This is a genomic window from Streptomyces thermocarboxydus (genome assembly GCF_024760485.1).
Classification (GTDB): domain Bacteria; phylum Actinomycetota; class Actinomycetes; order Streptomycetales; family Streptomycetaceae; genus Streptomyces; species Streptomyces cellulosae.
In genome coordinates this window covers 3,932,814-3,951,761 of the sequence record NZ_CP058273.1, presented here as the reverse complement: position 1 = coordinate 3,951,761, position 18,948 = coordinate 3,932,814, and the positions used below count along the sequence as shown (strand labels likewise).

At 74.1% G+C, this 18,948-nt stretch carries 19 protein-coding genes; 10 read left to right on the top strand and 9 right to left on the bottom strand.

All coding sequences use genetic code 11. The features are described from left to right. Positions 1–3: 3 nt before the first annotated feature. From AY578_RS18230 to AY578_RS18220, 3 genes are all read right to left on the bottom strand, one after another. On the bottom strand, positions 4–1,707 hold the full coding sequence (locus tag AY578_RS18230; protein WP_019526713.1) for an L-aspartate oxidase: 1,704 nt from the start codon (positions 1,705–1,707) through the stop codon (positions 4–6). Further along, positions 1,704–2,702 (bottom strand): pantoate--beta-alanine ligase, encoded by a 999-nt coding sequence (panC, locus tag AY578_RS18225; protein WP_028959447.1) that lies wholly within the window; start codon positions 2,700–2,702, stop codon positions 1,704–1,706. Before panC ends, AY578_RS18230 begins: the two co-directional genes overlap by 4 nt. A gap of 73 nt (positions 2,703–2,775) precedes the next feature. Beyond that, positions 2,776–3,717: a Rossmann-like and DUF2520 domain-containing protein gene (locus AY578_RS18220; protein WP_026244107.1), complete on the bottom strand. Its 942-nt coding sequence runs from the start codon at positions 3,715–3,717 to the stop codon at positions 2,776–2,778. A gap of 192 nt (positions 3,718–3,909) precedes the next feature. On the opposite strand from AY578_RS18220, the gene AY578_RS18215 reads away from it, so the two are divergent. Together AY578_RS18215 and AY578_RS18210 are read left to right on the top strand one after the other, a co-directional pair. After that, on the top strand, positions 3,910–5,091 hold the full coding sequence (locus AY578_RS18215; protein ID WP_026244108.1) for a threonine aldolase family protein: 1,182 nt from the start codon (positions 3,910–3,912) through the stop codon (positions 5,089–5,091). A 77-nt stretch (positions 5,092–5,168) separates the two neighbouring features. Continuing rightward, positions 5,169–6,275, top strand: a complete 1,107-nt coding sequence (locus AY578_RS18210; RefSeq protein ID WP_019526717.1) for a DUF5937 family protein — start codon at positions 5,169–5,171, stop codon at positions 6,273–6,275. A gap of 33 nt (positions 6,276–6,308) precedes the next feature. On the opposite strand, the gene AY578_RS18205 is transcribed toward AY578_RS18210, so the two are convergent. From AY578_RS18205 to AY578_RS18195, 3 genes are all read right to left on the bottom strand, one after another. After that, positions 6,309–6,923: an AAA family ATPase gene (locus AY578_RS18205; protein WP_019526718.1), complete on the bottom strand. Its 615-nt coding sequence runs from the start codon at positions 6,921–6,923 to the stop codon at positions 6,309–6,311. A 32-nt stretch (positions 6,924–6,955) separates the two neighbouring features. Further along, positions 6,956–7,627 (bottom strand): response regulator transcription factor, encoded by a 672-nt coding sequence (locus tag AY578_RS18200; RefSeq protein ID WP_019526719.1) that lies wholly within the window; start codon positions 7,625–7,627, stop codon positions 6,956–6,958. 107 nt (positions 7,628–7,734) lie between these two features. After that, positions 7,735–8,937, bottom strand: coding sequence for a sensor histidine kinase (locus AY578_RS18195; protein ID WP_019526720.1), 1,203 nt, complete (start codon positions 8,935–8,937; stop codon positions 7,735–7,737). A 150-nt stretch (positions 8,938–9,087) separates the two neighbouring features. Here AY578_RS18195 and AY578_RS18190 point away from each other — a divergent pair, with 150 nt between their 5' ends. Next, entirely contained in the window at positions 9,088–10,107 is a 1,020-nt protein-coding gene (locus tag AY578_RS18190; protein ID WP_028959448.1) for an SAM-dependent methyltransferase, read from the top strand. Between the two features lie 3 nt (positions 10,108–10,110). On the opposite strand, the gene AY578_RS18185 is transcribed toward AY578_RS18190, so the two are convergent. Continuing rightward, positions 10,111–11,262, bottom strand: a complete 1,152-nt coding sequence (locus tag AY578_RS18185; RefSeq protein ID WP_037953274.1) for an NADH-quinone oxidoreductase subunit D — start codon at positions 11,260–11,262, stop codon at positions 10,111–10,113. Between the two features lie 31 nt (positions 11,263–11,293). Between AY578_RS18185 and AY578_RS18180 the strand changes: the two genes are divergently transcribed. After that, positions 11,294–11,848: a PH domain-containing protein gene (locus AY578_RS18180; protein WP_258903015.1), complete on the top strand. Its 555-nt coding sequence runs from the start codon at positions 11,294–11,296 to the stop codon at positions 11,846–11,848. Beyond that, the gene (locus AY578_RS18175) at positions 11,845–13,182 is read left to right on the top strand and encodes a PH domain-containing protein (RefSeq protein ID WP_028959450.1); all 1,338 of its coding nucleotides are present in this window, start codon (positions 11,845–11,847) and stop codon (positions 13,180–13,182) included. The genes AY578_RS18180 and AY578_RS18175 overlap by 4 nt, the downstream gene beginning before the upstream one ends. 59 nt (positions 13,183–13,241) lie before the next feature. On the opposite strand, the gene AY578_RS18170 is transcribed toward AY578_RS18175, so the two are convergent. Next, on the bottom strand, positions 13,242–14,543 hold the full coding sequence (locus AY578_RS18170; protein ID WP_019526725.1) for a hypothetical protein: 1,302 nt from the start codon (positions 14,541–14,543) through the stop codon (positions 13,242–13,244). Between the two features lie 534 nt (positions 14,544–15,077). Between AY578_RS18170 and folP the strand changes: the two genes are divergently transcribed. The 5 genes from folP (at position 15,078) to AY578_RS18145 (ending at position 18,146) form a co-directional block, all read left to right on the top strand. Continuing rightward, positions 15,078–15,983, top strand: a complete 906-nt coding sequence (gene folP / locus AY578_RS18165; protein ID WP_161231899.1) for a dihydropteroate synthase — start codon at positions 15,078–15,080, stop codon at positions 15,981–15,983. Next, positions 15,980–16,489, top strand: a complete 510-nt coding sequence (locus AY578_RS18160) for a nuclear transport factor 2 family protein (protein WP_019526727.1) — start codon at positions 15,980–15,982, stop codon at positions 16,487–16,489. Before folP ends, AY578_RS18160 begins: the two co-directional genes overlap by 4 nt. A gap of 138 nt (positions 16,490–16,627) precedes the next feature. After that, positions 16,628–16,987, top strand: coding sequence for a dihydroneopterin aldolase (folB, locus tag AY578_RS18155; RefSeq protein ID WP_240801063.1), 360 nt, complete (start codon positions 16,628–16,630; stop codon positions 16,985–16,987). Continuing rightward, positions 16,984–17,595 carry a 2-amino-4-hydroxy-6-hydroxymethyldihydropteridine diphosphokinase gene (gene folK, locus AY578_RS18150; protein WP_019526729.1) on the top strand — a complete coding sequence of 204 codons (612 nt, stop codon included), beginning with the start codon at positions 16,984–16,986 and terminating at the stop codon, positions 17,593–17,595. Before folB ends, folK begins: the two co-directional genes overlap by 4 nt. A 62-nt stretch (positions 17,596–17,657) precedes the next feature. Further along, positions 17,658–18,146, top strand: coding sequence for a DUF3180 domain-containing protein (locus AY578_RS18145; RefSeq protein WP_019526730.1), 489 nt, complete (start codon positions 17,658–17,660; stop codon positions 18,144–18,146). Positions 18,147–18,214: 68 nt separating this feature from the next. On the opposite strand, the gene folE is transcribed toward AY578_RS18145, so the two are convergent. Next, entirely contained in the window at positions 18,215–18,820 is a 606-nt protein-coding gene (gene folE / locus AY578_RS18140; protein WP_019526538.1) for a GTP cyclohydrolase I FolE, read from the bottom strand. Positions 18,821–18,948 lie beyond the last annotated feature (128 nt).

The window sequence follows — 18,948 nt, the reverse complement described above, 5'->3', positions numbered from 1 at the left end:
CTGTCACTGCTCCTGGGCCTGGGGGAGGGTCGGGGGGAAGTCTGTGGTGTCGGTGGTGCGCACCGCCAGCGATCGGTCGGGATTCAGCCGTACGACGATGTGGCGGCGCCATGCCGTGTCGTCGCGCTCGGGACGGTCCTCGCGCCAGTGGCAGCCGCGGGTCTCCTCGCGCCGGCGTGCCGCTTCCACGAGGACGCGGGCGACGAACAGCAGGTTGGTGGCCTCCCAGGTGTCGACGCCCGGCTCGGCGGTCTTGCCGTTCTCGTCGAGGGCGTCGCGCGCCTCGGCGTGCAGCCGGTGCAGGCGGCCGGCGGCCTCGGCGAGGGACGCCTCGGAGCGCAGGACGCCCGCGCCGCGGGTCATGATCCGCTGGATGGCGAAGCGCGCCTCGGGCGGGAGGAGCGGGTGCGCGGGGCGCTCCGCCGTGGGCAGCGGCTGCGGCACGCGCGCGTGGAGGCCGGTGGAGGCGATGTCGGCGGCGATGCGCTCGGCGTAGACGAGGCCTTCGAGGAGCGAGTTGGACGCGAGCCGGTTGGCGCCGTGCACTCCGGTGCAGGCGACCTCCCCGCACGCGTACAGGCCGGGCACCGTGGTGCGGCCGTGGGAGTCGGTGCGGACGCCGCCGGAGGCGTAGTGGGCGGCCGGGGCGACCGGCACGGGCTGTGTGACCGGGTCGATGCCGTGGGCGCGGCAGGCGGCCAGGATCGTCGGGAACCGCTGCTCCCACATCTCGGCGCCGAAGTGGCGGGCGTCGAGGTACATGTGCTCGGCGTCGTTGTCGAGCATGCGGCGCACGATGCCCTTGGCGACGATGTCCCGGGGCGCCAGCTCGGCCAGCTCGTGCTGCCCCAGCATGAAGCGCACGCCGTCGGCGTCGACCAGGTGGGCGCCCTCGCCGCGGACCGCCTCGGAGACCAGCGGCTGCTGGCCCTCCGCGTCCGGGCCGAGGAACAGCACCGTGGGGTGGAACTGGACGAACTCCAGGTCGCTCACCTCGGCGCCCGCGCGCAGCGCGAGGGCGACGCCGTCGCCGGTGGAGACGGCCGGGTTGGTGGTCGCGGAGAACACCTGGCCCATGCCGCCGGTGGCGAGCACCACGGCGGGCGCGTGCACCGCGCCCACGCCGTCGTGCTGGCCCTCGCCCATGACGTGCAGGGTGACGCCGGCGGTGCGGCCCTCGGCGTCGGTGAGCAGGTCGAGCACGAGCGCGTTCTCGATCGTGCGCAGCCCCCGCGCGCGGACCGCCTCGACCAGGGCGCGGGAGATCTCTGCCCCGGTGGCGTCGCCGCCCGCGTGGGCGATGCGGCGCCGGTGGTGGCCGCCCTCGCGGGTGAGTTCCAGGCCGCCGTCGGTGGACGCGTCGAACTGCGCGCCCGTCGCGATGAGCCGCCGTACGGCGTCGGGGCCCTCGGTGACCAGGATGCGCACCGCCTCCTCGTCGCACAGGCCCGCGCCGGCGACCAGGGTGTCGTCGAGGTGCTGCTCGGGGGTGTCGCCCTCGCCGAGGGCCGCGGCGATGCCGCCCTGCGCCCAGCGGGTCGAGCCGTCGTCGAGGCGCGCCTTGGTGACCACCACGGTGGTCAGCCCCGCGGCCTCGCAGCGGAGGGCGGCGGTGAGCCCGGCGACGCCGGAGCCGACGACCACCACGTCGGCGTCGATGGACCACCCGGGGGCGGGGGCGTGGAGCCGTATGCCTGTCGTGGTCACGAGGCGTCTCCGAACGTTCCGAAGGTCAGGGGGATGTTGTCGATCAGCCGGGTGGAGCCCACGCGCGCGGCGACCGCGAGGACGGCCTCGCCGGTGAAGTCGTCGCCGATCTCGGTGAAGTCGGACGGGTCGACCAGCGCCAGGTAGTCCAGCTGGAGCGGCGGGTCGAGGCGGGCGGCCTCGTCCAGCACCTGGCGGGCGGCGGCACGGACCGCGGCGGGTCCGCCGGCGGTGGTCGCGACGGCATGCGCGTCGGCGGCGGCGCGGGACTCGCCGATCGCGCTGAGCGCCTCGGCACGCGCGCGCGAGGCGGGCACCTCGCGGGCGCGGGCGCGCAGCGCCTCCTGGGCGGCGTGCCGGTCGCTTCCCGCGAACAGCGCCTGCGACAGGGCGAGCGCGGTGCGCCGCTCGGCGGGCGACAGGTAGCGGTTGCGGCTGGACAGGGCGAGCCCGTCCTCCTCGCGGACGGTGGGCACGCCGACGATCTCCACCCCGAAGTTCAGGTCGCGCACCATGCGCCGGATCAGGGCGAGCTGCTGGGCGTCCTTCTGCCCGTAGAGGGCGACGTCGGGGCGGGTGAGGTGCAGCAGCTTCGCCACGACGGTGAGCATGCCGTCGAAGTGGCCGGGGCGGGCGGCGCCCTCCAGCCGCTCGCCCATGGGTCCGGCGCTGATCCTCACCTGGGGTTCGCCGCCCGGGTAGACCTCGTCGACGGACGGGGCGAACACGACGTCGGCGCCGGACTTCCCGGCCAGCTCCACGTCGGCGTCCAGGGTGCGCGGGTAGCGGTCCAGGTCCTCGCCCGCGCCGAACTGCAGCGGGTTGACGAAGACGGTGACGACGACCTCGCCCTCCGGTCCGGCGGTCTTCCGGGCGGTGCGGATCAGCGTGGCGTGGCCCTCGTGCAGCGCGCCCATGGTCATCACGACGGCACGGCGGCCGGTACGCGCGCGGGCGTGCAGGTCGGCGGCGGTGCGCAGCAGGGTGGCGGTCATCGGGCGGCTCCGTTCCGGGACGCGCGCGGGGGCGTACGAGTGAGGTGGGCGTGCGGGGTGCGGGCGGTACCGCTCATGGGGTCTCCCCCGGGGAGCTTCCGGGGGCGCCGTCGGCCGGTCCCGCGAGCACCCCGAGGAGGGGCTCGGCGAGCTCCGGCTTCAGCAGCCCGTGGGCGAGGGCGCGGTCGGCGGTGGCGCGGGCCATGGCCAGGTACCCGGCGACGGTCCCGGGGGCGTGCTTGCGCAGCTCGGCGACGTGCGCCGCGACCGTGCCGGCGTCGCCGCGGGCGACAGGTCCTGTGAGGGCCGCGTCGCCGGAGCGCAGGGCGTTGTCGAGGGCGGCGCCGAGCAGCGGGCCGAGCATCCGGTCGGGGGCGCCGACGCCAGCGGTGCGCAGCAGCTCCAGGGACTGGGCCACCAGGGTGACCAGGTGGTTGGCGCCCAGGGCGAGGGCCGCGTGGTAGAGCGGGCGGTTCTCCTCGGCGATCCACTCGGGCTCGCCGCCCATCTCGATGACCAGCGCCTCGGCGGCCAGCCGCAGCTCCTCGGGCGCGGTGACGCCGAAGGAGCAGCCGGCGAGCCGCTGCACGTCCACGGGGGTGCCGGTGAACGTCATCGCCGGGTGCAGCGCGAGGGGCAGCGCGCCTGCGCGCAGGGCGGGGTCGAGGACCTTCGCGCCGTACCGCCCGGAGGTGTGCACGAGGAGTTGGCCGGGGCGCACGGCGCCGGTCTCGGCGAGCCCGGTGACCAGCTCGGGCAGGGCGTCGTCGGGGACGGTCAGCAGCACCAGCTCGGACCGCTCCAGCACCTCGGCGGGCGGCACCACCGGCACGTCCGGCAGCATCTCCTCGGCGCGCCTGCGGGAGGCGTCGGAGACGGCGGAGACGGCCACCGGACGGTGCCCGGCCAGCTGGAGGGACGCGGCGAGGGCGGGACCCACGCGTCCGGCGCCTACGACGCCGACGGTGAGCCGCGCGGGGCGGTCCCGGGGATCGGGCTGTGGGGTTGTGTTCACGCGACGACGGCCTTCCCGTTCCAGTCCGCTCGGGGTACCGGACGATTTCTCGTCATGTTAACGCGATCGGTTCCGGCGGCGACCGGTTGTCCACAGGCTGTGGGTTTCTGTGCACACCTGGGACCGTCTCCGCCCCCGCCCATGTGAGCAATTGGGGTGACCCCGCCGAGCGGCCGGGGCATGATCGCGGGCATGACCGACACGGCGGACCACGACGGCACGGAACCGACGACGGAGGAGGCCGCCGCACCCACCCAGCGTGAACGACGCATCGCGGCCTGGCGCAACGCCCCGCGCGTGATGGCGCGTCTCGGCTTCCTCGCCCCGCTCAGGGAGCGGCTGGCGCTGCTGGAGGCGGCCGGCGACGTCCACGACCTCGACGAGACCGCGGACATCTACGGCAACGGGGTCGTGGAGGCCCTGGAGCGGCGGGTCGCGGACCTGCTCGGCACCGAGGCCGCGGCCTTCTTCCCGACCGGCACGATGGCGCAGCAGGTGGCCCTGCGCTGCTGGGCGGGGCGCACCGGCAACCCGGCGGTCGCGCTGCACCCGCTCAGCCACCCCGAGGTGTACGAGCGGCACGCGTTCAGCCAGGTCAGCGGCCTGCGCCCGGTGCATTTCGCGAACGAGCCGCGGCTGCCCACCGCCGAGGAGGTCCGCGACGTCCCGGAGCCCTTCGGGGCGCTGATGCTGGAACTGCCCCTGCGGGACGCCGGGTTCGTGCTGCCGACCTGGGACGAGCTGACCGAGGTGGTGGAGGCCGCGCGGGAACGGGACGCGATCGTCCACTTCGACGGGGCGCGGCTGTGGGAGTGCACCGAGCACTTCGGGAAGCCGCTGGAGGAGATCGCGGGCCTCGCGGACAGCGTCTACGTGTCCTTCTACAAGTCCCTCGACGCCTTCGGCGGCGCCGCCCTCGCCGGTCCCGCCTCGCTGGTCGATGAGGCGAAGACCTGGCGGCACCGCTACGGGGGCGCGGTCTTCCAGCAGTTCCCGACCGCGTTGTCCGCGCTGATCGGGCTGGACCGGGAGCTGCCCCGGCTGCCGGAGTACGTACGCCACGCGCGCGTGGTGGCCGCCGCCCTGCGGGAGGGCCTGGAAGCAGGGGGGCTGCCCTTCTTCCGGGTGCACCCCGAGGTGCCGCACACCTACGACTTCCAGGTGTGGCTGCCGTACGAGGCGGAGTTCGTGGCGGAGACCGCGATCAAGGCGGGCGAGGAGACCGGCCGCATGCTGTTCGACAACCACTGGGACCCGAAGGGGCCCGGCCTGTCCTTCACCGAGGTCTACGTCCGCGCCGACGCCCTGGAGTGGACGGCCGACGACGTCCGCGAGGCCGCCGCGGACTTCGCCCGCCGTCTGACCGGCGCGTAACGCTCACCCGGGGTCCCCGATTGACGGCGGCCGTCAATCGGGGACCCGGTGTCGGTGGCCGGGTGCACCATGTGGGCATGGGCGTGCACATCGACATCACCGGGCTGCGGCCGGAGCGGATCGCCGTCGTGATCTCACCGCTGGCCGAGCTGGGCATGGCGCTGCACGCGCTGTCCGAGCCGGCCCACCACCCCGGCCTCCAGGCCTGGGTGACGGGGGTGACCGCACGCCTCGACCCGCATCTCGCGGACCGCATGTGCGAGGCGGACTTCCTGTGGCGGACGACGTTCTCCGACCTGTTCCTCGCCTGCGCCGGGCTTCCGGGCCGTACGGCGCTGCCCGGCGGCACGCTCGCCGAGGAGCTGGACCTGCTGGACAAGCTGTCGGACGAGCAGTTCGTCGACGGCGCCCTGGAGTTCACCTGCGCGCTGCCCTACGACGTGCCGGGGCGCGGCCCGCTCTCCGACGAGGGGCTGCGCCGCCGCTCGCTGGAGCTGGCCGCCGCGCGAGGACCGCGGCAACTGCTGTTCACCGAGCGGCTGCTGGCCGACCCGCCGCGCACCCGGGCGTGGCTGCGGCAGTTCCTCCAGGACTGCGACGAGGCGTTCTTCGCGGAGGCGTGGTCCCGGCTGCGGCACCAGCTCGCGGCGGACGCCCGCCTCAAGACGGACCTGCTGCGGCACAAGGGGCTGGGCGAGGCGCTGACGTCGGTGTCGTCCGCCGTGACCCTGGACGAGGCGGCACGACGGATCACCGTCGACAAGCTGGGCGACGGCCGCAGCGCGACCGGTGACGGCGGGCTGCTGCTGATCCCCACCAGCCTGGGCTGGCCGCATCTGATGGTGCTGCACCGGCACGGCTGGCAGCCCGTGCTGCACTACCCGGTGGGCTCCCCCGAACTGGCCGCCCCGCCGTCCGTCGAGCAGCTCGCACTGCGGATGACCGCGCTGTCCCACCCGGTGCGGATGCGCATGTGCCGCCATCTCGCCCGCAGCGCGTACACCACCAGCGAGCTGGCGCAGGTGCACGGCATGACCGCGCCGGAGATATCCCGGCACCTGGGAGTGCTGAAGAAGGCGGGCCTGATCACCACCCGCCGCCGCGGCCGGTACGTGCTGCACCAGCTGGACGTGACGGTCGTGGCCCGCCTCGGCAGTGACTTCCTGGAGGGCATCCTGCGGTGACGCTCCTCAGGCGTGTCCTGGCGGACGGAGGCGTCAGCCGAGGCGGATGTGCCGGACGCCGACGGCCGCCTGGCGGAGCCGGGTGCGCAGCCGGCCCTCTCGGTTGGGGCGCAGGGTGAGACCGGCGAGCACGGCGATCCGGTCGGCCGTCTTCGGCACGGTGGAGTGGTCGGTCCACAGATGCTCGGCGAACTCCGGCTCCGCGAGCCGCTCCAGACAGTCGTCGAGCCGCTCGACCGCCCAGCTCTCCCGTCGCAGTGTGCCACCGGCCAGATGCCCGAGCCCGCGCTCCCGCAGCCGCCGCAGCACCGTCTCCCGCTCGGCGAGCAATGTGAAGTGCCGTACGTCGTGGCCCAGTTCGCGCAGCCGGCCCACCGTCTCGGCGAAGTAGCCGGGGTCGATGACGGTCATCGGCGCGATCACCACGCCCTCGCGCCGGGTCAGGGTGAGGTCGAGGACCTCCACGACGCCCTGCCGCCACGCCTTCAAGTCCTGGAAGTCACCGCGCAGTTCGGGCGGCAGCATGCGGTGGAGACCGAAGCCGGGCTGCTCGGGGTCGCAGACGACGCTGCCCGGAAGGCGGCGGCGTATCTCGTGTGCGGTCTGTGTCTTGCCGCCCCCGAAGGGGCCGTTGATCCACAGGAGCATGCGCGGCACCCTACCGGGGCGCGAGGCGCCGCTCAGCCGCGTCCGCCGGCCCGCACCAGACCCGTCTCGTAGGCGAGGACGACCACCTGCACCCGGTCGCGCAGACCGAGCTTGGTGAGGATGCGGCCGACGTGCGTCTTCACGGTCGCCTCGGACAGCACCAGCCGGGCCGCGATCTCCCCGTTGGACAGGCCCTGCGCGACCAGCACCATGACCTCGCGCTCGCGTTCGGTGAGCCGCTCCAGCTCCTTGTGCTCGGGCTGCGTGCCGCTGCTGGGCAGCATCGGCGCGAACCGGTCGAGAAGCCGGCGGGTGGTGGAGGGGGCCACCACGGCGTCGCCGCTGTGCACGGCGCGGATCGCGGTGAGCAGTTCGCCGGGCGGCACGTCCTTGAGCATGAAGCCGGACGCGCCCGCCTTCAGCCCGGAGAAGGCGTACTCGTCGAGGTCGAAGGTGGTCAGGATGAGCACCTTCGGCGGGTCGGTGTCCGCGCAGATCCGGCGGGTGGCCTCCACGCCGTCCAGCTTCGGCATGCGGACGTCCATGAGCACCACGTCGACGGGGGTGGTCCGCAGCACCTCCAGGGCCTCGACGCCGTTGCCGGCCTCGGCGACGACCTCCATGTCCGGCTGGGCGGCGAGCACCATCCGGAACCCGGTGCGCAGCAGCACCTGGTCGTCGACGAGCATCACGCGGATCGTCATCGGGGCCTCTTCCGTTCGGTCGTCTCTGTCGTCGGGGGTCGTCGGGTGTCGTCGGGTGTCGTCGGGTGCCGCAGGGGGCGTGACAGGTGTCAGCACAGGGCGTGCGGTCAGTGCGCCGGTTTGAGCGGCAGCAGGGCGCTGATGCGGAATCCTCCGCCCGGCCGCGGTCCGGCGTCCAGGGTGCCGCCGACCATGCCGACCCGCTCGCGCATGCCGATCAGGCCGTGTCCCTGGCCGTCGAAGCCGCCCTCCTCGTACAGCTCGTGCGGGGCGCCCTTGCCGTCGTCCTCCACCAGCAGGCCGAGGCCGTCGTCGAAGTAGACCAGGCGCACGCTGGCGCCCGCGTTGGGGCCGCCGTGCTTGCGGGTGTTGGTCAGCGCCTCCTGCACGATCCGGTAGGCGGTCAGCTCGACGCCCCGGGGCAGTTCGCGCGAGGTGCCCTCGACCCTGAAGTCCACGGGCAGTCCGGACTCCCGGCACTGCTCGACGAGGTCCTCGATCTGCTGGAGGCCCGGCTGGGGCACGTACTCCCCCGCCTCCTGGTGCTCGCCGGTGCGCAGCACGCCCAGCAGGCGGCGCATCTCGGCGAGGGCCTGGCGGCCGGTGCTGGAGATGGTCTCCAGGGCCTTCTTGGCCTGGTCGGGCGCCGCGTCGAGGACGTAGGCGGCGCCGTCGGCCTGCACCACCATGACCGACACGTTGTGCGCGACCACGTCGTGCAGCTCGCGGGCTATACGGGCGCGTTCGGCGGCGACCGCGACCTTGGCCTGCGCCTCGCGCTCCTTCTCCAGCCGGGCGGCCCGCTCCTCCAGCTGCGCGAAGTAGGCGCGGCGGGTGCGTATGGAGTCGCCGAGCACCCAGGCCAGGGCGAACGGCACGGCCAGGATGACCGACAGGGCGACGTTCTCAACCGTGCCTGCCTGCGGGTTGGGCCAGCGCAGCTGCGCGAGCGGGGCGGCGCACAGACCGGCGGTCAGCGCGACACGGGAGGCCCAGCGGGCGCCGACGGCCGCGACCGTGTAGACGATCACCAGCAGTGCGAAGTCGGCGGGCCCCGTGGGCACGTCGAGGATCAGCTGGCCGAAACCCACGACCAGGGCGAGGAGCAGCATCCGCTCCGGCATCCTGCGGCGCAGCGCCACCACCACGGACAGCAGGAACATCACCGGCACGGTGAGGGCCGGCTGGTCGGTGCCCCGCCCCTCCTCCGCGGTCGCTCCGCCGAGCACCGAGATCCCGAAGAGGATCACGGCCCAGAAGCCGTCGACCCACGTCGGGTGCCTGCGGAGGAAGTCATAGAGGCGCTGCACGTAACCCAGCGTAGGGAAGCGAAATGCGTGCAGGGGTCAACCGGTAGGTCGATCCCCGTCCTCGACGTGTACTCCGCAAGGTGGAGGCCCGTCCGGATCACGCACGTAGCCTGGCCCGGTGAGCACGGCGACGACGGACACGGAACAGCGGTGACGGCGGACACGACGGGGACGGCGGAGGACGGTTTCCGCGGCTGGCGGGAGGCGGCGCAAGAGGCCCTGTACGGCCCGGAGGGCTTCTACCGCCGCCCCGGAGCGGGCCCGGCCGCCCACTTCCGCACGTCCGTGCACGCCTCCCCGCTGTACGCGCGCGCCGTGGCCCGGCTGCTGTGCCGGGTCGACGAGGCGCTGGGCCGGCCGCCCGTGCTGGACTTCGTGGACATGGCGGCCGGACGGGGCGAACTGGTCACCGGCGTGCTGGGGGCGCTCCCCGCGGACGTGTCGTCGCGCGTGCATCCGTACGCCGTCGAGCTCGCCGCGCGCCCCCCGGAACTGGACGACCGGATCGAGTGGCGCGACGAGCCGCCCGAGGGGATCACGGGGCTGCTGTTCGCCAACGAGTGGCTGGACAACGTGCCGGTGGACGTCGCCGGGACGGATGCCTCCGGCACCCCCCGGTACGTGCTGGTGCGCGCGGACGGCGCCGAGCGGCTCGGGGAGCCGGTCGCCGGGGCGGACGCGGAATGGCTGGACCGGTGGTGGCCGCTGCCGCCCGAGGAGGGCCTGCGCGCGGAGATCGGGCTCCCCCGGGACCGCGCGTGGACGGCGGCCGTCGGCACGGTCGCGCGCGGCGCCGCCGTCGCCGTGGACTACGCGCACACCGCCGCGGCGCGCCCCCCGTTCGGGACGCTGACCGCGTTCCGGGAAGGCCGGGAGACGGCCCCCGTGCCGGACGGCTCCCGCGACCTCACGGCGCATGTCGCGTTGGACGCGTGCGCCGCCGCCCCCGCGCTGCCGGGCGCACGCCTGCTGGCCCAGCGGGACGCCCTGCGCGCCCTGGGCGTCACGGGCGGGCGTCCGCCCCTGTCGCAGGCGAGCAGCGACCCGGCCGGCTACGTCCGCGCCCTCGCCGCCGCCGGGGAGGCCGCCGAGCTGACCGCGCCGGGCGGCCTCGGCGACTTCGGATGGCTGGTGCAGCCGGTGGGCGTCGGGGACGTGTTCACCGGCTGAGCGTTACTTGTCGATGTCGCCGACGACGAAGAACATCGACCCCAGGATCGCCACCATGTCCGCGACCAGCGTGCCCGGCAGCAGCTCGGTGAGCGCCTGGATGTTGTTGTACGACGCCGACCGCAGCTTCAGCCGGTACGGGGTCTTCTCGCCCTTGCTGACCAGGTAGTAGCCGTTGATGCCGAGCGGGTTCTCGGTCCACGCGTACGTGTGCCCCTCGGGCGCCTTGAGGACCTTCGGAAGCCGCTGGTTGACCGGACCCGGCGGCAGCTCCGCCAGCCGGTCGAGGCAGGCGTCGGCGAGGTCCAGGGAGTTGTGCGTCTGCTCCAGCAGGCACTCGAAGCGGGCGAGGCAGTCGCCCTCCTCACGGGTGACCACCTTCAGGACGTCACCCAGCTCGCCGTAGGCCAGGTACGGCTCGTCGCGGCGCAGATCGAAGTCGACGCCGGAGGCGCGCCCGATCGGCCCGCTCACCCCATACGCGTGCACGGCCTCCGCCGACAGCGCGCCGACGCCCCGGGTGCGGCCGCGGAAGATCTCGTTGCCGAGCACCAGGTCGTCGAAGCGGTCCATGCGTGAGCGCACCTCGGCGACCGCGGCACGCGCGCGTCCCGTCCAGCCGGCTGGGAGGTCCTCCTTGAGGCCGCCGACGCGGTTGAACATGTAGTGCATGCGCCCGCCGGAGACCTCCTCCATGACGTGCTGAAGCTTCTCGCGCTCGGTGAAGGCGTAGAAGATCGGCGTGATGCCGCCGAGCTCCAGCGGATAGGAGCCGAGGAACATCAGGTGGTTGAGCACCCGGTTCAGCTCGGCGAGCAGCGTGCGCAGCCACACCGCGCGCTCGGGGACCTCCATGCCGAGCATCCGCTCCACGGCGAGGACCACGCCCAGCTCGTTGGAGAACGCCGACAGCCAGTCGTGCCGGTTGGCCAGCATGATGATCTGCCGGTAGTCGCGGGCCTCGAACAGCTTCTCCGCGCCCCGGTGCATGTAGCCGATCACGGGTTCCGCGTGGACGATCCGCTCGCCGTCCAGCACCAGCTTCAGCCGCAGCACGCCGTGCGTGGACGGGTGCTGCGGGCCGATGTTGAGCACCATGTCGGTGCTCTCCGCCGCGCCGCCGATTCCGACCATGGTCTCCGTCGTAGGAGTCATGCACACAGTCTGTCCTACGTACGCTGGCTCCATGGAGACGGGGAGCCCGCACGACGCGGGGACGGCGGACGACGCGCAGGGGACGCCCTCGCCGGCGGAGGCACCGGCGCCGGACGGCGGCGTGGAGCCGGTGTGGCGCGCGCTGCCGCCCGGGCTGCTGACGATGCGGCGGCTGCTGCTGGTGGTGTGGCTGGGGCTGCTGACCCTGGCCACCGCGCTGGTCCCGGGCCTGCTGATCGGGCCCGCCTGGGGCGCCCTCGCCGTGCTGCCGCCGGCGCTGCTGCTGTGGGGCTGGGTGATGCTGGAGCGCAACTGGCGCTCCTGGCGGTACGCCGAGCGCGCCGACGACCTGCTGATCAGCCGCGGTGTGCTCTGGCACGAGGAGACGGTCGTGCCGTACGGGCGGATGCAGCTCGTGGAGGTCACCTCGGGGCCCGTCGAACGGCACTTCGGGCTGGCCAGCGTGCAGCTGCACACCGCCGCGGCGGCCACCGACGCGACCATCCCCGGGCTCGACCCGGCCGAGGCGGAGCGGCTGCGCGACCGGCTCACCGAGCTGGGCGAGGCCCGGTCGGCGGGACTGTGACCGCGCCCGGCGTCCAGGAGGACGTGACCGGCCGGCCGCCCGTGATCGAGCGGCGGCTGCACCCCGTCACACCGCTGCGGCGGGCGTGGGCCCCGGTGGCCGTGCTGATGGGCTGGGCGGTGCACGACCCCGACGGCGCGCAGCGCCAGCTCACCCGGCTGACCACGACCACGCTGCTGCTGGGGCTCGCCGTGCTCATCCCGGCCGCCGCCCTCTACGGCTTCCTGAGCTGGTGGTTCACCCACTTCGCGGTGACCGACAGCGAGCTGCGGGTGCGCACCGGGCTGCTGTTCCGGCGCACCGCGCACATCCGTCTCGAGCGGATCCAGGCCATCGACGTCACCCAGCCGCTGCTGGCCCGGGTCGCGGGCGTGGCGAAGCTGAAACTCGACGTCATAGGCGCCGACAAGAAGGACGAACTGGCCTTCCTCGGGGCCGGCGAGGCGCGGGCGCTGCGGGCGGAACTGCTGGCCCGGGCGGCGGGCTTCGCCCCGGAGACCGCCCACGAGGTGGGCGAGGCGCCCTCCCAGCAGATGCTGCGGGTGCCGCCGGGCGTGCTGGCCGTCTCACTGCTGCTGACCGGGGCCACGTGGGGCTGGCTGCTCGTCGCCGCCGTCGCCCTGCCGCTGCTGTGGACGGCCACCCACAGCCTGTGGACGGTGCTCGCGGCCGGCATCCCGATGCTCGGCGCGGCGGGCGCGAGCAGCGTGGGCCGCTTCGTCGCCGAGTACGACTGGACACTGGGCGAGTCGCCCGACGGACTGCGCATCGACCACGGGCTGCTGGACCGGGCGCACGAGACGGTGCCGCCCGGCCGGGTGCAGACCGTACGGCTGGTCGAGCCGCTGCTGTGGCGGCGGCGCGGCTGGGTGCGCGTCGAGCTGGACGTGGCCGGGTCGTCCAACTCCCTGCTGCTCCCGGTGGCCCCGCGCGCGATGGCCGAGTCGGTCGTCGCGCGTGTCCTGCCCGGGGTGGTGACCGTGCCCCCGCCCGAGGCGTTCTCCCGCCCGCCGCGCGGCGCGCGGTGGTGCGTGCCGGTGTGGTGGCGGGGCCATGGGCTCGCCGTCACGGACGCGGTGTTCGCCTCCCGGCGCGGGCTGCTGCGGCGCAGCCTCTCGCTGGTGCCGCACGCGAAGGTGCAGAGCGTACGGCTCGCCCAGGGGCCCTGGCAGCGGGCGCACGGGGTCGCCGACGTCCATGTGGACACCGGCGCCAACGCCACCGTGACCGCCCGGCTGCGCCCCGCCGGGGAGGCCGCCGCCCTGCTGCGCGCGCAGGCGGAACGGTCCCGCACGGGGCGCAGGGACGCGCTGCCGGACCGCTGGATGGCGTGACCGGCGTCCGCGCACGGAGAAGGGGCCCCGCCTGGGCCCCTTCTCCGTGTCCACGTGGGTCAGGAGACCGCGCTGCGCAGTCCCTGGACGTCGATGTGCTCGGTCTCGTCGTGGGCCGTCAGGTCGATGACCTGACCGGCGCGCGGCTCCTCGGCGGCCGGCTTGTACCGCGCCTCGGCCTCCGCCTTGTGCAGCGCGAGCGCCTCCTGGCCGACGACGTCGGCGAGGTCCTCGTTCTGCACGGCGTCCAGGGCCTCGCGCCGGGCGTTCTTGGTGCCGAAGAAGTCGAACCCGTCGTCCTGCACCGGCCTCCGTACGGGCTGCGTCGGCGGGACGACCGCCACCGCGGTCGGCACCGTGAAGTGCCCGGCGCGCTGCCGCACGGCCGGGGCGGCGGAGGCAGCCGGTGCGGTGGGGGCGGCCGCGCGCTCATGGTCGCCGGCCGCCCGGGGCTGCCCCCCGGCCTCGTCCTCCTGCGCCGGTTCGGGCCTGCGCCGCTTCGTCGGCTCGGGCCCGTCGTCCTCGGGGGTGTTGCCGCCCTTGGGGGTCTTCGCGGCGATGGGCTCGGGGGCGTCCGCCGCCTTCGCCGCTCCGGGGGCGGTCTCCTTGCGCGCGGCCGGCACGGAGGGCCGCGCGGCCGTCTCCTCCGGCGCGTCGGCGTCCGTCTCGGCCTCGGGCTCCGCTTCGGCCTGCGTCTCGCTCTCCGGCCCGGCCTCGGTCTCCGCCTCCCGCTCCGCCGCGAGCCGCGCCAGCGCCGCGTCGGCCTTCAGGTACAGCTTCGAACCCTCCGGGGAGAAGACGCCGGTGGCCTTCTCGTCCTGCTGCTCCTCGGGTTCGGCGTCCTGCGCCCGCTCCACGTCCGCCGTCGCCTCGGAGACCGCCGGTTCCGGCTCGGGCTCCGGCTCGGGCGCCGCGGGCGCGCCGGCGGGCAGGGCGCGGGCCGGGACGGCCGCCTCGATCTCCAGGACCCGGCGCTCCTCGAGGACGTTGGCGCGCTCCGCCTCGGCCGCCGCGTACCGGCGCAGCAGCGCCGCGTGCTCGTTGCGCAGCCCCGCCAGCTCCGCGCGCTTGGCGCGCAGCCGCTGCTCCAGCTTCATGCGCAGCTCACGCGACTCCTCGAGGTCCGACTCGAGTTCGGCGACCCGCTCCTCGAAACGCCACTCGTCGCTCGCCCGCGCGCGCGTGAGATCGGCGACGCGTTTGCCCGCCTGGGCGTCCCAGTGACGCATCACGACGGCGCCCACGATCGCCGTGGCCGCGGCGGCCGCGGCCAGGAGCCGGAGCACCACCGGTTGTGTGAACACCCAGGGCCCCAGGGCGCAGACGACGGAGACGCCTGCGATCGCCGACGGGGGCAGCATCCTGTGCAGAGGCGGGGAATGACGGTGACGTCCACGTGGCATGGCCAGAAACTTACCGCGCGTAGGCGAATGATGGTGCCCCGCCCCGCAAAAAGAAAGCCACTCGCGACCTTTCACAGACCGTCAGCGAACGGAGACGCGCGTGAAAAGCGGGTCGTTGAATTTTGGTCAAGATCCGTAATGGGCTCGCGTCGGCGCACAACTCGCCCCCGCCGCATTCCGGTTGGCCCCTTCCTCCGTCCCCCCGCCGTACGCCCCGTGCTGCCGCCCCGGACGCCCCTCCCGACGGCGCGTGCCGGACCTCTTCCGTCCTCCGAATACGCCGCCGGCGCCCTTCCTCCCCGCCCCTTCCGATCCGCTTCTCCCCGCCCCGCCGGCACCCCGTTTCCGCGCCTTTCCCGCTCTCCCCGATCTTCCGCGCGTCCCCCTCACGGCAATACGGCCCGAAAGGCGCCGCCAATGTCGGCCGACGGCGTTTCCCGCGCGCCGGGCCCGTGCGGCACCACGCCACCTCCCTGGGCCTACGCTGAACGTATGAGCACTCGAAGCGGACGCCGTCAGGTCGCGGGCCTCCCCCACTGGGACCGGTGCGCGGTCATGGGGGTCGTGAACGTCACCCCCGACTCCTTCTCCGACGGCGGACGCTGGTTCGACACCACCACGGCCGTCAAGCACGGCCTGGACCTGGTCGCGCAGGGCGCGGACCTGGTGGACGTCGGCGGCGAGTCCACCCGCCCCGGCGCCACCCGCGTCGACGTGGCCGAGGAGCTCAGGCGCGTCATCCCGGTGGTCCGGGGCCTCGCGGCGGAGGGCGTCACCGTCTCCGTCGACACCATGCGCGCCTCCGTCGCCGAGCAGTCACTCGCGGCCGGAGCCGCCCTGGTCAACGACGTCAGCGGCGGCCTCGCCGACCCCGCGATGATCGGCGTCGTCGCCGCCGCGGGCGCCCCGTTCGTCGTCATGCACTGGCGCGGCTACCTGGAGGGCGGCAACGTCCGGGGTGTGTACGACGACGTGGTCACCGAGGTCGCCGACGAGCTCCACGCGCGCGTGGAGACCGTCCTGGAGGGCGGCATCGCCCCCGACCGCGTGATCGTCGACCCCGGCCTCGGCTTCTCCAAGGACGCCGACCACGACCTCGCGCTGCTCGCCCGCCTCGACCGCCTGCTGGGCCTCGGCCACCCCCTGCTCGTCGCCGCGTCCCGCAAGCGGTTCCTCGGCCGGGTGCTGGCAGGCCCCGACGCCCCGCCCCCGCCCGCCCGCGAGCGCGACGCGGCCACCGCCGCCGTCTCCGCCCTGTCCGCCCAGGCGGGCGCCTGGGCGGTGCGTGTGCACGAGGTCCGGGCCAGCGCCGACGCCGTCCGGGTGGTCCGCGCGATACAGGACGCGCGCCCCGACGACCCCACAGCCCCCGAGCACGGTGCGGAAGGAGCCCGGTGACCGCACCCCACACCGACGTCGAGCAGGTCGAGGCCGCCAACACCGCCTTCTACGAGGCACTGGAGCGGGGTGACTTCGAGGAGGTCGCGTCGGCCTGGCTCACCCCTGCCGACCTCGGCGTCGACGAGGAGTACCACGACCCCGCCGACGCGGGCGTCGTCTCCTGCGTGCACCCCGGCTGGCCGGTGCTCACCGGACGCGGCGAGGTGCTCCGCTCGTACGCGCTGATCATGGCGAACACCGACTACATCCAGTTCTTCCTCACCGACGTGCACGTGTCCGTCACCGGGGACACGGCCGTGGTGACCTGCACGGAGAACATCCTCAGCGGCGGTCCCGCCCCGGCGGAGGGCGAGGAGCTGGGGCCGCTGGTCGGGCAGCTCGTCGTCGCCACCAACGTGTACCGGCGCACCCCGTCCGGCTGGAAGCTCTGGTCCCACCACGCCTCCCCGGTCCTCGCCGAGGAGGACGACGACGAGGACGACGACACCCCGACCCCGCCCTGATCCGCACGTGGCGGAACTCACCCCGCCACCCCGGACCGCCGGGGCAGGCGCCCACCGCGGGTAGATTCGAAGGCGGACCGGTGTGCCGTCCGCACAGGGCACCGACCGGCCGGACCGACGACAGCAGGAGTGATTCGCGTGGATCGTGTCGCGCTGAGCGGCCTCAAGGCCCGCGGGCACCACGGTGTGTTCCCGAAGGAACGCGAGGAGGGCCAGACCTTCCTCGTGGACCTCGTCCTGGGCCTGGACACCCGCCCGGCCGCCGCCGACGACGACCTGACGAAGACCGTGCACTACGGCATCGTGGCGGAGGAGGTGGTGGCCGTCGTCGAGGGCGAGCCCGTCAACCTCATCGAGACCCTCGCCGAGCGCATCGCCCAGGTCTGCCTGAAGCACGACGTCGTCCAGGAGGTCGAGGTGCGCGTCCACAAGCCGGACGCGCCGATCACCGTGCCCTTCGACGACGTGACCGTCACCATCACCCGGAGCCGCGCATGACCAGGCCGTCCACGACGGGCCACACCGACCCGACCGTCCAGCCCGTCCCCGCCTCCGTGGTCGAGCAGGTGGACGCCGCCGACACCACGCTCCAGAACCCGAAGCGGGCCGTGGTGTCCCTCGGCGCCAACCTGGGCAACCGCCTGGAGACCCTCCAGGGCGCCGTGGACGCCCTGGAGGACACCCCCGGCATCCGGGTCAAGGCGGTCTCGCCCGTGTACGAGACGGAGCCGTGGGGCGTCGAGCCCGGCAGCCAGCCGTCCTACTTCAACGCGGTCGTCGTACTGAAGACGACCCTGCCGCCGTCCTCCCTGCTGGAGCGCGCCCACGCGGTCGAGGAGGCCTTCGACCGCGTACGGGACGAGCGCTGGGGCCCGCGCACCCTGGACGTCGACATCGTCGCCTACGCCGACCTCCATTCCGACGACCCGAACCTCACCCTGCCGCACCCGCGCGCCCACGAGCGCGCCTTCGTCCTCGCCCCCTGGCTGGACGTCGACCCGGCCGCCGAGCTCCCCGGACGCGGCCCGGTGGCGGAGCTGCTGGACGCGGTCACCCGGGACGGCGTCACGCCGCGCGCCGACCTGGAACTCCGGCTGCCCGAGTAGCCGTTAAGGTCGAGGACGGCCACAGCCCCGGGCCGCCGGCCGGGGGAACGCGAAGGGACACCGTGAAAGAGCTGCGCATCAGGGTGCTGGCCGGCGTCTTCGTCGTCGCCGGAGTCCTGTCCTGGGCCGGCGCCCGCCTGTGGAACTCGCTGGGGACCCTCCCGAGCGTGCCCGTGGCCGCGCCCATCGTCCTCGCCCTGATCGCCACGGTCCTCGCGGCGACCGCGCTCTCCCTGCGCGCCCGCCTCAAGGCCCAGCGCGAGCGCCGGCCGGACGCCAAGGGCGTCGACCCGCTGCAGGCCGCCCGCGCGGTCGTCTTCGGACAGGCCAGCGCCCTGGTGGCGGCCCTCGTCGCCGGCCTCTACGGCGGCACGTTCGTGGTGCTGCTCGGCTCCCTCGACATCCCCGCCCGCCGCGACCAGGCCATCTACGCCGGCTTCTCCGTGGTGGCCGGCATCGGCGTGATAGCGGCCGCCAAGTTCCTGGAGCACGTCTGCAAGCTCCCGGACGACGAGGACGACGACCACCCGGGCACGGCCCCGGCGAGCTAGAGGCCGCACAGAAACGAGAAGGGGCACGGTCCGCTCGGACCGTGCCCCTTCCTCGTCTTCGTTCCGGCTCAGCGCGCCATGATCAGGCTCATCGCCTCGTTGCGGGTCGCCGCGTCCCGCAGCTGTCCTCGCACCGCCGAGGTGATCGTCTTGGCGCCGGGCTTGCGGATGCCCCGCATCGACATGCACATGTGCTCGCACTCCACGACCACGATGACCCCGCGCGGCTCCAGGATGTCCATCAGGGAGTCGGCGATCTGCGTGGTGAGTCGTTCCTGCACCTGCGGGCGCCGGGCGTAGACGTCCACCAGGCGGGCCAGCTTGGACAGGCCGGTGATCTTCCCGCTGGTCGACGGGATGTACCCGACGTGTGCCACGCCCCGGAACGGCACCAGGTGGTGCTCACAGGTCGAGTACACCTCGATGTCCTTGACCAGCACCATCTCGTCGTGGCCGAGGTCGAACGTCGTTGTCAGCACGTCCTCGGGCTTCTGCCACAGCCCCGCGAAGATCTCCCGGTAAGCACGCGCCACTCGCGCCGGAGTCTCCTGCAGGCCCTCACGGTCCGGGTCCTCGCCCACCGCGATCAGCAGCTCGCGCACGGCGTTGCGGGCCCGCTTCTCATCGAACTCGCCGATGGGGGCTATGCCGTCCAGCGTCACGGGGTCGGTCATGGATGCCTCGTTCCTGTGCCTGCACGCGTGCCGCACACGCGTCTCGAACTGCGGGTTACGCAAAATGCCGCGTCCCCCAGGCTAGAACCAGGGGGACGCGGCATCCATTCCGGGCCCGGTGGGGCGCC